Annotated in this window: 9 protein-coding genes and 1 tRNA gene; 6 read left to right on the top strand and 4 right to left on the bottom strand. The window is 39.2% G+C overall.

Features of this window, described 5'->3' with window-relative positions:
* Positions 1 to 125: 125 nt before the first annotated feature.
* The gene (locus ESY88_RS12540) at positions 126 to 1,238 is read right to left on the bottom strand and encodes a TolB family protein (RefSeq protein ID WP_147087010.1); all 1,113 of its coding nucleotides are present in this window, start codon (positions 1,236 to 1,238) and stop codon (positions 126 to 128) included.
* 98 nt (positions 1,239 to 1,336) lie between these two features.
* Here ESY88_RS12540 and ESY88_RS12535 point away from each other — a divergent pair, with 98 nt between their 5' ends.
* The 3 genes from ESY88_RS12535 to dusB all read left to right on the top strand — a co-directional run bounded on the left by ESY88_RS12535 (position 1,337) and on the right by dusB (position 4,318).
* Positions 1,337 to 2,572, top strand: coding sequence for a M28 family peptidase (locus ESY88_RS12535; RefSeq protein ID WP_147087009.1), 1,236 nt, complete (start codon positions 1,337 to 1,339; stop codon positions 2,570 to 2,572).
* A 216-nt stretch (positions 2,573 to 2,788) separates the two neighbouring features.
* Positions 2,789 to 3,184 carry a DUF4345 domain-containing protein gene (locus tag ESY88_RS12530; protein ID WP_147087008.1) on the top strand — a complete coding sequence of 132 codons (396 nt, stop codon included), beginning with the start codon at positions 2,789 to 2,791 and terminating at the stop codon, positions 3,182 to 3,184.
* Between the two features lie 141 nt (positions 3,185 to 3,325).
* Positions 3,326 to 4,318, top strand: a complete 993-nt coding sequence (gene dusB / locus ESY88_RS12525; RefSeq protein ID WP_147087007.1) for a tRNA dihydrouridine synthase DusB — start codon at positions 3,326 to 3,328, stop codon at positions 4,316 to 4,318.
* 703 nt (positions 4,319 to 5,021) lie between these two features.
* Here the strand turns inward: dusB and ESY88_RS12520 are convergent.
* Together ESY88_RS12520 and rbfA are read right to left on the bottom strand one after the other, a co-directional pair.
* The gene (locus ESY88_RS12520) at positions 5,022 to 6,224 is read right to left on the bottom strand and encodes an ABC transporter permease (RefSeq protein WP_147087006.1); all 1,203 of its coding nucleotides are present in this window, start codon (positions 6,222 to 6,224) and stop codon (positions 5,022 to 5,024) included.
* Positions 6,225 to 6,620: a 30S ribosome-binding factor RbfA gene (rbfA, locus tag ESY88_RS12515; protein ID WP_147087005.1), complete on the bottom strand. Its 396-nt coding sequence runs from the start codon at positions 6,618 to 6,620 to the stop codon at positions 6,225 to 6,227.
* Positions 6,621 to 7,027: 407 nt separating this feature from the next.
* Between rbfA and mce the strand changes: the two genes are divergently transcribed.
* Both mce and ESY88_RS12505 read left to right on the top strand, forming a co-directional pair.
* Complete coding sequence (gene mce / locus ESY88_RS12510; RefSeq protein WP_147087004.1) at positions 7,028 to 7,438, top strand: methylmalonyl-CoA epimerase; 411 nt, start codon at positions 7,028 to 7,030, stop codon at positions 7,436 to 7,438.
* 279 nt (positions 7,439 to 7,717) lie between these two features.
* Positions 7,718 to 7,791: transfer RNA gene (locus ESY88_RS12505), tRNA-Ile, on the top strand.
* 498 nt (positions 7,792 to 8,289) lie between these two features.
* Here ESY88_RS12505 and ESY88_RS12500 read toward each other — a convergent pair.
* Positions 8,290 to 9,591 carry a hypothetical protein gene (locus tag ESY88_RS12500; RefSeq protein WP_147087003.1) on the bottom strand — a complete coding sequence of 434 codons (1,302 nt, stop codon included), beginning with the start codon at positions 9,589 to 9,591 and terminating at the stop codon, positions 8,290 to 8,292.
* 159 nt (positions 9,592 to 9,750) lie between these two features.
* Between ESY88_RS12500 and ESY88_RS12495 the strand changes: the two genes are divergently transcribed.
* On the top strand, positions 9,751 to 12,150 hold the full coding sequence (locus tag ESY88_RS12495; RefSeq protein WP_147087002.1) for a TonB-dependent receptor: 2,400 nt from the start codon (positions 9,751 to 9,753) through the stop codon (positions 12,148 to 12,150).
* Positions 12,151 to 12,238: the final 88 nt, after the last annotated feature.

Below are 12,238 nucleotides of genomic sequence, written 5' to 3'. Positions count from 1 at the left end.
AAATAAAGTTCTCCTGAATTCGGAAGCGCTAAGGCCGTTATTACCTAGCAATTCCTTTCATCAAAACACCATCTAAAAGGAGCAGATTCCTAACCCTACCCAATCGAAGGTAAATGCTCAAGAATTCAGTCTTGCCACTCGGCGATAAAGAGGTTGGTATCGCGACCACCGCCATTGTTTCGGTTAGAGGAGAATGCCAAATACTTCCCATCGTTTGAAAATACCGGAAAGGCATCAAAGGTTTCACTATGCGTGACGCGTTCCAGATTTTTTCCATCAAGATCAATCAAGTATAAGTTAAACGGGAAGCCGCGTTCGGCCTCAAAATTGGAGGAGAACAGAATTTTATTTCCGGAGGGATGAAAAAACGGACTCCAGTTGGCATTCCCCAAATAGGTTAATTGTCGCATTTCGCTTCCGTCGGCATTACAGATGTAGAGTTCCATTTCGGTGGGTTCCACCAAGCCTTCCGCTAACAAATCTTTGTAGTCTTTAATTTCCTTTTCGGTTTTAGGACGAGACGATCTAAATATGAGTTTTGTGCCGTCGGGAGAAAAGAAAGCCCCACCATCATAGCCCAATTCATTGGTAATTTGTTTGACATCACTGCCATCAATATTCATGGTATAGAGTTCCAAATCGCCACTTCTTGTAGAGGTAAACACAATTTTATCGCCTTTGGGAGATACGGTTGGTTCTGCATCGTAGCCAACTTCATTGGTTAATTGATTTACGATGTTGCCTTCCAAATCGGCTACAAAAATGTCATAGCTGTCATAGATGGGCCAAATGTATTTTCCATTCTTGCGCAAAGGCGTATCTGGACAGGCTTTATCACCCAAATGCGTGGAGGCATAAATAATATGTTTATTGTCTGGTAAAAAATAGGCACAGGTGGTTCGTCCCATTCCAGTACTGATCATTGGTGGCTTGCCATCTTTAAACGTGTCGTCGCGATCCATCAAAAACATTTGGTCACAGTTCACGCCCCAATCCTTATTATTCGATTGAAACACCAATTGCTGGTCATCAAAACTCCAATAAGCCTCCGCATTGTCGCCGCCAAAAGTGACTTGTCGCATGGATTTAAAATGTTTTTCCTCAGGATAGATCAGCGAATCGGATGCTGTGTTTTCAACCACTTCAGAAATATCTTTTTTTGCTTCAGAAGAATTTTTAGGTTCGTTTTTACAGTTAAAAAATAAGATTGAGAGGATTAGGAGGTAGGCGTATTTCATGTGCATTTAAATTCAAAGAAGCTTGGCGCTTCTAATGTTTGAGATCTCGTAATGATTAAATTATTGATTAAATTTGAACAAAATTAAGATATATCATCATGAAAAACATAGTACTTATCCTTTTTCTAACAGTTTTAATCGCTTGCAAGCCCAATTCCGAAGAAAAATCAAAACCAGTAAGCATCAAAGAGGATGTGAGTTTTTTGGCAGATGACAAATTGGAAGGTCGTCAAACTGGAACCAAAGGAGAAAAAGCAGCCGCCGATTATATTGCCATGCGTTTCGAAACTATGGGACTTGAAGCAAAAGGTACAGATGGCTATTTTCAGCAGTTTTTGTTTAAGCCAAAAACCGATCCGCATCAAGAGGTAAAATACAACGTGAAGGATGGCGATAGCACAATCACTGGAATCAACGTGATTGGTTTTTTAGATAATAATGCCAAAAACACCATCATAATTGGTGCACATTACGACCATTTGGGTTATGGTGCTGAAGGCTCGCTTTACAGGGATAAGGAGCAGCAAATCCATAATGGCGCAGACGACAATGCCAGTGGCGTTGCAGTAATGCTCAATTTAGCTCAAAAATTAAAATCTGCAAATACCGGAAACAACTATTTATTTATGGCCTTTTCTGGAGAAGAAATGGGACTTTTGGGCTCTAATTACTTCACGAAGAATGCCACGATAGATTTCCAAAATGCCAATTATATGATCAACATGGATATGGTGGGCCGACTAAAAAACAACAACACGCTCGCGGTTTATGGCTTGGGCACGTCGCCAATCTTAAAACAGGTCGTCAAAGCAAACAATGCCAACTTCAAGATCATTGAAAACGAATCTGGCGTGGGGCCAAGTGACCACACCTCTTTTTATTTAGCCGATATTCCCGTACTGCACTTTTTTACAGGACAGCATGAAGATTACCACAAGCCAGGTGACGACACCGAAAAATTGAATATCGAGGGCATGGCCTTGATTTCAGGCTATATTTTCGACATCATCTCCGACCTTGACGATAATGGCAAATTGCCCTTCAGAAAAACAAAAAACGAAAGTGAAGATGTACCAAGATTTAAAGTAACCTTAGGCGTTGTGCCCGATTATCTATTTGATGGTAAAGGCATGCGCATCGATGGGATTAGTGAAGATAAGCCCGCTCAAAAAGCAGGGCTTCAAAAAGGAGATGTCGTGGTTAAATTAGGCGATAGTTTGGTAACTGATATGATGAGTTACATGCGAGCATTGAGTGCTTTTGATACTGGCGATAAAACCAAGGTAGTGGTTAAACGCGGCGAGGAAGAAGTGGAAGCAGCATTAGAGTTTTAATCCCATCGCTCCCAATGTTGCTGTCGGGATTTCTTTGAAAGGGCGTTCTACTCAGCCCTGATTACTCCTTCGGCTACATCAATAATTTTAAAATGTAAAATCGATCGCTGTTGCCTTAGGCATCCCGTTTTAATGAACAGCAATTGTTATTTATGCAGTGCTTATACATGGGTTTTGTGAGATTATCAAATAATTTGAACAGTCTAAGATAAGAAATTGAAAACCAAGACAGATTTCATCAACAAAATCCACCTCATCATTTCGGCATGCATCGTCGTTCCTATCGCTTTTGTCTATGGTTTCAATCCAGGGTTAAGTTTTGATATGTCTTTAGAAACCATTGATGAGCATAATTTCTACAAAGCCATTATGGGCTTGTATTTGGGGTTTTCAGCGCTTTGGATTTTGGGCGTTTTTAAAAATCAGTATCTCAAAACCGCTGTAATCACGAACTTGATTTTTATGTTGGGATTGGGTTTCGGCAGAATTATAAGCATCCTTATGGATGGCATCCCAACTTCAGGTTATGTGTTTGGCACTGTTGCAGAATTGTTTCTGGGTTTCTACGGACTTTGGGTGCTCAAAAGACTGGCTGAAGATAAGTGTGTTTGACCATAATAATCCGAGGTATCACAAACCCGTAAAAAACATCATGACTTAAAATAAAATCAAAACTGCTTAAAACTCACAGGTTTCCTAAACCTGTGAGGTCTATTTGATAAAAATCCCTAATTTTGCAAAAAAATAAATCACTTGATAAAGATAGGCGATATAGAACTTAAGGATTTCCCATTGCTTTTGGCACCTATGGAAGATGTGAGCGATCCACCCTTCCGTGCACTTTGCAAAGAACAAGGTGCCGATGTGGTTTACACAGAATTTATTTCCAGCGAAGGCCTCATTCGCGATGCCGCAAAAAGTGTGATGAAGCTAGATATCTATGAGAAAGAGCGTCCTGTTGGGATTCAGATCTTTGGCGCCAATATGGAAAGCATGTTGCAAACTATCGATATCGTAGAAAAATCGAATCCCGATATCATCGACATCAATTTTGGCTGTCCGGTTAAAAAGGTTGTGAGCAAAGGTGCTGGGGCTGGTATTTTGAAAGATGTTTGTCTTATGGAGCGCCTCACTGCAGAAATGGTTAAGCGCACCAACTTACCAGTGACCGTAAAAACAAGATTAGGCTGGGACCACGATTCCATTAAAATCCTTGAGGTTGCTGAACGTTTGCAGGATGTGGGTTGCAAGGCCATTTCCATCCACGGAAGAACCCGCGCCCAAATGTATAAAGGCGAAGCCGATTGGAAGCCGATTGCCGAAGTGAAGAACAATCCGCGCATGCACATTCCTGTTTTTGGAAATGGCGATGTGGATACCCCAGAAAAAGCCATGCTCATGCGAGATGGTTTTGGGCTTGATGGTTGTATGATAGGTCGTGCCAGCATTGGCAATCCTTGGTTTTTCAAACAAGTGAAGCATTACTTCAAAACGGGAGAGCACCTTGGACCAATTTCCATGGCAGAACGTGTGGACGCTGCTCGCCGACACTTAGAAATGTCCATTGCCTGGAAAGGCGAGAAACTGGGAGTTTTCGAAACCCGACGCCACTATACCAATTACTTTAAGGGCATCCCAGATTTCAAAACTTACCGCATGAAAATGGTAACCAGTGATGATCCAGAAGCTGTTTTCGCAGCCTTTGATGAGGTGTTGGAGGTTTTTGGGGATTATCAGTTTTCTTGAACTTGAAATTGAAGTTGAAGTTGAACTTGAAGATGAAGATGAAGATGAAGATGAAGATGAATTTGCTCGCAAACCTGCCTGCCGGTAGGCTGGGGCGCAGAGTCGCAGAGTATTTTAGAAACCCGACGCGACTGTACCAATTTCTTTAAGTGCATCAACTGATCCAGCAGCTGTTTTCATAGCCTTTGAGGAGGTGTTGGAGGTTTTTGGGGATTATCAGTTTTCTTGAACTTGAAATTGAAGTTGAACTTGAACTTGAAGATGAAGATGAAGATGAATTTGCTCGCAAACCTGCCTGCCGGTAGGCTGGGCCGCAGAGCGCTTTAGAAACCCGACGCGACTGTAACAATTACTTTAAGTGCATCAACTGATCCAGCAGCTGTTTTCGCAGCCTTTGAGGAGGTGTTGGAGGTTTTTGGGATGATCAGTTTTCTTGAACTTGAACTTGAACTTGAAGTTGAAGATGAGGATGAGGATGAAGATGAAGATGAAGTTGCTCGCAAACCTGCCTGCCGGTAGGCTGGGCCGCGAAGACCCAGAGAGAACATACGCTAACTTTATAATCTGATATTCTTGATAGATTCATTAAAGTATATTTTGAAATTAACCTGTCAGGAACATTTTGCATCCTTCCGACTTTGCGAAAAAAGAATGTGTTAGCAAGGCTTTGCGCCTCTGCGAGGAGAAATCACTGAAGCATGCATCAACTCTTAACCAAATTCTTCGATATGCGTTGCGAAGCCAATTTTGAGGCCAGAATTCCGAAGGTACAAATCGTGGCAAGCACAATGACAAAATTAATGCCTTGGATTTCAACAGGGTAAGGTAAAGAAGGGGTAATCATAACCAGTGCAAATTGTTGTTGCAAATACACGATCACAAAGCCAATGATCAATCCAAAAACACCAGCAAGCACCGTCATTAAACTCCCCTGAAAAAAGAAAATAAGCCGAATATCCTTTGTGGTAGTGCCCAAATTAAAGAGCGTGTTCAAGGATTCCTTCTTATCCAAAATCATCATGATAAGCGCACCAACCACGTTGAAAAGAGCGATGATGATGACTAGCGTAAAAATAAGATACACCGCTACGTTTTCAGTATTAAGCATTTTGTAGAGCGCGTCGTTAAGCTGATTTCGGTTTTTAACCTTAACCTTATTACCAAAGATGGAGGCAATCTGCTGCGCCACTTCCGCTTGGTTTGCGCCATCTTTGAGCTTAAACTCTATGGAAGACAATTGGTTTTTTTTGTAATTGACGAGATAGGAAGCGGTCTCAATATCGGAAAAAATCACCTCGTTGTTAAGGTCTTCATTGATGTCAAAAACGCCCACATTGTAAGCAGTAACGCTATTGAAAGCACCACGAATGGAAGTGATTTGACCCTTTCCGGGTTTAGGCACGTATATTTTCAGACTTTTGGAGAAATCGAGAATCCCAAAGCCCAATTTGTTCGAAATTCCGCCGCCAGCAACCACTTGACTCGCTTCAGGATCTAACCAACTGCCATAATACACCATGGAATCGATGGCAGTGACTTTAGTGAAATTTTCGTCCACCCCCTTTAAGGTCACGATTTGTTGCTTATCGTCAAACTCGAGAATCACACGTTCTTCAATGGTCTTGGAGTAGACCTCAATCGCATCGATCTTTTGGATTTCAGATTTTTCAGCATCTGTAAATAAAAACGATTTGCCTTCCGAAGGAAACAATTTCAAATCGGGGTCCACAAATGAAGAGAACTCCAGACTAAAAGTCTTTAAGCCCGCAAACCCCGAGAGTACAATAAATAAAGCCGCAGCAGCAATCACGGTTCCTGAAGCTGCAATAATGGTCATGATATTTATGGCATTGTTGCTACTTTTGGAAAAAAGGTAACGCTTAGCGATATAAAGGGCAAAATTCACTTAGGATTTTTTACGTTTAGAAAGCAGATCGGCGTCCTTGATGGGATCCTCTTCACGTTTGAGTGCTTTTTCAACACCTTCAATGTATTCTAAAGAATCATCCACAAAAAATTCCAATACAGGCATGCGTCTCAGTTGATTTCTGGTACGTTGTGCGAGTTCATGGCGAATCAATGGCGTATTTGATTTGATGCCTTTCAACAGTTCGGCAGCTTTATTGTTTGGGAAAATACTTAAAAAAACCTTCGCATCCGATAGATCTGCGGTCACATTGACCTTACTTACAGAGATAATGACGCCTCGCAAACCGCCATCGGTAGCTGCTTTTTGTAACACATCGGCGAGGTCTTGTTGCAAGATGCCTGCTATTTTCTTTTGTCTATTTGTTTCTTCCATAATTTTGAGTTTTAAGTCGTTCTCAATCGATCATCGTTAATTTGGTGGAACAACTTTCAAGTGGTCGTATGCGAGCATACCGTATTTTAGACTGCAAAAGTAGGCGATATTTGAGTAAAATCTTATTTTTGAGGGTAAAAAGGGGAATTGCTTCGGAAGTAAGGCACCAAACGATTAACTTATCCACTCCTGTTCAAGCTTGAAACTGCCGTTGTGATTTTTTGGTTTTTCGTGTTCAAGGAATTATTCAGAAGGCCTTTAAACATATTGAATATCAAAGCTTTATTTATTTACAAAAAACTTAAGCACCCTAAAAATCGGGTTGTTTAAAAATTGTTTGTCAACTAATTAGAACCAAGTCTTTATTATTGCTTCTAAATCACTAATTCTTAAATCGAAATTAAACCATGGGCTTAACAAAAATAGAACATATTGGCATAGCGGTCAAGGACATTGAAGCTTCCAATGAGTTGTTTGCTGCGCTCTTCGGAAAAAAACATTACAAGACCGAAGCCGTAGAAAGTGAACAGGTCACGACCTCCTTTTTTGAGGCAGGTCCTAATAAAGTGGAGTTACTTCAAGCCACTTCCGCAGAAAGTCCCATTGCTAAATTCATTGAAAAAAAAGGCGAAGGCATCCATCACATTGCCTTTGCCGTAGATGATATTGAGGCCGAAATCAAACGATTAACAGCCGAAGGTTTTAAGATGATTCACGAAATTCCCAAAAAAGGGGCTGACAATAAGCTGATTGCTTTTTTACATCCCAAAAGCAGCAATGGCGTTTTGATTGAGCTGTGCCAAGAGATAAAGCCCTAAAATTGTTGTAAGATTTTAAAATAAGTAGTAATATTGCATCCTCTAAACCGGTCCTTTAGCTCTCCACGATAGTTATCGGGAGGTTAGAGCACCTGACTCTCCCGATAGCTATCGGGACAGGTGGTACAGGATAAGTGAACATATTGAAATAAAAAATAACCAACGGTCCTATAGCTCTCCACGATAGTTATCGGGAGGTTAGAGCACCTGACTCTCCCGATAGCTATCGGGACAGGTGGTACAGGATAAGTGAACATATTGAAATAAAAAATAACCAACGGTCCTATAGCTCAGCTGGTTAGAGCACCTGACTCATAATCAGGTGGTCCCTGGTTCGAGCCCAGGTGGGACCACTAGAAAACCCTTCATCCGAAGGGTTTTTTTATTACCACTAAAGATAAAGTCCGTGAAGGCCAAGACTTATATCCTAAACCTTAAGAAATACCAAGAGATGGTAGAAAAATAACAACCTTATCCACCTGACTCTCCCGATAGCTATCGGGACAGGTGGTCCCTGGTTCGAGCCCAGGTGGGACCACTAGAAAACCCTTCATCTGAAGGGTTTTTTTATTACCACTAAAGATAAAGTTCGTGAATACAGGGACTTATATCCTAAACCTTAAGAAATACCAAGAGATGGTAGAAAAATAACAACCTTATCCACCTGACTCTCCCGATAGCTATCGGGACAGGTGGTCCCTGGTTCGAGCCCAGGTGGGACCACTAGTAAATTCAAGGCTTTCAAGATTTAATTCTTGGGAGCTTTTTTTATTTGCACATAAAATTCAAGACCCGGGATTTAAAGAAAAAGGATTTATCTGGTAAATCTTGAAAAGTAATTCAGTTTAACATCAGAGATATTGATTTATTTTTTCAACCTTTTCGGGCTCTATATCACTTTTATTAATATAGAATTCGTTGGTTAGAGGAATCTCTTTTGATTTCTTTTCGTCCATCTTCCACAATAGACCTTTTCCATTGATCACATTACCTCCCGTATAAATTAACATATGACTAACGAACAAATCCTTCTCTAAGGGTTGAACTTGCAAAGAGAATTGCGAATAAGAAGGTTGATTTTTTTTATTAAATTCAGAAATCAAATAGTTTTCAGTAATACTTAATCTTCCTATACCTTCAAAATTGGTCTTATTGATTTTGAGTTTAATTTCCCCTAACTCATTTATAACTTGAAAAGAAATTGGAATGAGGTAGTCATTACTGTCTAGATAATACCCTCTATAGCTGCCAATTAAAAAATTAATTATCTCCAAACGATTGATTGAGACGGCTAAATCAGAATCCTTATGGGGCAAAACACCATCTACTTCTAATCTTTGTGAATAAAGATGGTGATGAAATATCGGATTTATTTCATGGCTTCTTACTTTTTCGTTCTGTGCTTCCGCATTAGCTACCTCTTCAAAAATGAGTTTGCCTATCACGGGATTGTTGCTTCTGTCAAAACCACAATAGGCACCTAGAAGCACGGGTTTATTATTCATATTATTACCATAAAACAAATTCACAAAACATTCTTTGTTCAAACTGGAATCTTCTTTGCTAAAGTAAAAAGATAAAGCACTATCTCCCGTTGGAACGCATTTTCCAAAATAACTATATGTAGTGGGCTCTTCATCTCTCTCCCAATATAAGATTTCCCAAGAGGCAGATTTCAATTGGTATATTGTGAACTTTGATTTGATGTAGTACCGCCTATCTTCTACGTAGTAACCTACATAGTATAGCACATGTTCATTCTTAACGGAACCTTGCAATATTGCTTGTTCTACCTCTCTAACATCAGCACTGATGTAAGTGGAATTCTGGAGATAGTCATTGTAGCCTTGATAGCCCGCGGCTGTCACTAAAATGGTTAGGTAGTCTCTTCTTATCTTAATTTTTGTCTTGTGACTTGCATCTATTTCTCTCTTTTTGTTATATAAATATTTCCCGTTAATCCATTTGCCTGTTTTCTCAGTGATGAAGCTTTTTAGGTTTGCGCTCCCCTCGTCATAGTTGCCAAAACCATAAAGTTGGAAAACCGTTAAGGATTTAATTTCTATGGAATTATGCTTATAAAAAAGCTGTAAAAGCTCTTTGTGCAAACCAAGATAAAAATTATTTGACAGTTCAATTCCTCTTTTGGACATCGTCTTAAATGTTTATATTAAGCCAATTATAACATAATTCCTGTTGAATTCCTATTTAATTAATTAAATAATAAGTTAATAGGAATAATTCCAGTTAATAAATAATAAATATATATTGGCCATCGATAATTCAAAGCACTGCTAACAAACAATTCGATTATGAAAAAATTATTTTTATTCTTCATTTTACTCGCACAGGTATGTTATAGCCAACAGTCAAAGGATATTGGGGGTACTATTGTTGACTCATTAGGAAACCCTATTGCGGGAGCAACAATAGTTGACAAATCAGACCCGACCAATGGGGTGGTTTCTGATTTTGATGGTGAATTCGTTATATCGGTGGCAGAATCTACCAAAGAATTGGAAGTGTCCTATTTAGGGTTTAAAACAAAAGTGGTAACTATCAATGGTAATTTTCTAAACATAATATTAGAAGAGGAGGCCAGTCAATTGGAGGGGGTTACTGTACAAGGGTTTAGATCTGTTGCAAGTAAGGCGCGTGTTAGAACACAAGCCATTCAAAGTTTACCGGAAACTACAGTTGCGATCGATGCTGCTACGATAGAGGCTAGTGGCATTGACAATATTCAATCGTTTACAGCACAAATTTCAAATGTTACTTTTACACAAGCACAGCAACCAGGTGTAAATTTTCTTACCGTTCGTGGAATTTCACAAATTAGAAATGCAGAATCTCCTGTCGCAGTAGTAATAGATGGTATGACATTGCCAGATGCAAGTGCCATGAATATGTCATTGTACGATATTGAGCTATTGGAATTTATAAAAGGTCCTCAAGGTACGCTATATGGTAAAAATGCCATCGCAGGTGCAGTTAACATTGTAACAAAAGATCCAACAAACAAGAATAAAACAAAAGTGATGCTTACAGCGGGTAATGGCGGGCTATATGGCGCCGGGCTCTCTTCCTCTGGGGCTTTCACCAAGGACAAGTTCTATTATAGTGTTACAGGTAGGTATAGCAGTTTTGATGGTTTGATTAACAATACCTTTTTAAATCAAAAAGCAGATTTTTCTGAGGAAGTTAATTTTAGAGGAAAATTGAAATATAGGTTTAGCCCAAGATGGTCGGCCGTTTTTGTCCAAGATAATTTCAAGATCGAAGCTGGGGGTAACTATTATGTAACTAAAACCGATCTTTTTGACCCATCCATTCCTGTACTTGCAGATGATGACTATTCTAATGAACCGTTCGGTGATGTATTGGGAGATTCAGATCTCTCGAACTCACTGAGTAGCCTTAAGGTAGAAGGATCGTTGAGCAAAGCAAAGTTTCAATCCGTTACGTCTTTTAATGCCACCAGACGTTATTACATTGGGGAAAATGATTATTCTCAATATGCTTTTAGTAAAGTATCTCAAACATCAGACTCAGATACGTTTAGCCAAGAGTTTAGGTTGACCTCAGATTATGGTGAGGACTCCAAATTTGATTACACCGTTGGAACATTGTACCAAAATAGTAATCGCTATTTAAACACTTCTACCTTCCTAAACAGAACCTATTATGAAGGTGGTTTTGTAGATGCTTCTGCTGAAAACGCAAATTATAGCACGGACCCATTGGTTGGGAACGACGATGATAATACCATAGAGACATTAGCCGGTTTTGGATTTGTAGACTATAAATTGACCGAAAAGTTCACAGTTTCTGCTGGGGTACGTGTAGATTATGATAAACTCACAAATGAATCTCGCATATCAAACACTAGCATAGAAAATGACATTACCGTATGGCAACCAAAATTTTCATTGGCGTATGAATTTTCTGAAACGATATTAGGGTATGCCAATTATGGGCGTGGCTATAGAAGTGGTGGGTTCAATTCTGACGAAACTGTAAAATTTGGAAGGACTTATGAGCCGGAATTTACAAATAACTACGAGCTTGGTTTAAAGACAAGTTTCTTGAACAATAGAATTATTTTCAATAACGCATTTTACCGTATCGATTTCGAAAATCAACAACAATACACCTTTATTCCTGTGACTCCAGCTGTTTTAGGTATTTATAATTTTGAGGAATCTACAATTACAGGATTCGAAACTGAACTAAAATTCAGAGCAACCAATTACCTAGATTTCTTTACAAGTTTAGGATTAAACGATGGTGAGATAAAAAAAGGAGTTTATAACAGATTGACCAACGCTGCAGCATTTGATTATGAAACAAGCGAAGAAGTAGATGTTAGCGGAAATACTTCACCTTTTACAATAGAAAGTACGTTTCAAATTGGTGCCAATGCTAATTTTGAATTAGCGGAGAAATCAACATTAGGCTTTCATGTTAATGTAGATAGTAGAGGTACGCAATACTGGGATCCTTTGGAAGAATACAAACAAGAACCATATACACTTGTGAACGCCAGAGTCAATCTGAAGTTAAATAACTTCGGTGTAACGGTATGGTCAAATAATATTTTTGACACTAAATTCAATACTGAATTTTTTCCAACAGCCGAATTTGGATTCAACAATTTAAGATTTCCAAATACGCCGACGACAGTGGGTATTGACCTTTCTTATACCTTCTAAATACAATATAATAATTGATTTTTAATTCTTTTCCCTACCTAAATTTAACTGGGGAGATGGTTAATACATTTTCTAAACTGAAATAAAA

It is taken from the genome of Subsaximicrobium wynnwilliamsii, from assembly GCF_007997225.1.
In the GTDB taxonomy this organism is placed as follows: domain Bacteria; phylum Bacteroidota; class Bacteroidia; order Flavobacteriales; family Flavobacteriaceae; genus Psychroserpens; species Psychroserpens wynnwilliamsii.
The sequence above is the reverse complement of the archived record's forward strand: the minus strand, read 5'-3'. Positions and strand labels throughout refer to the sequence as shown.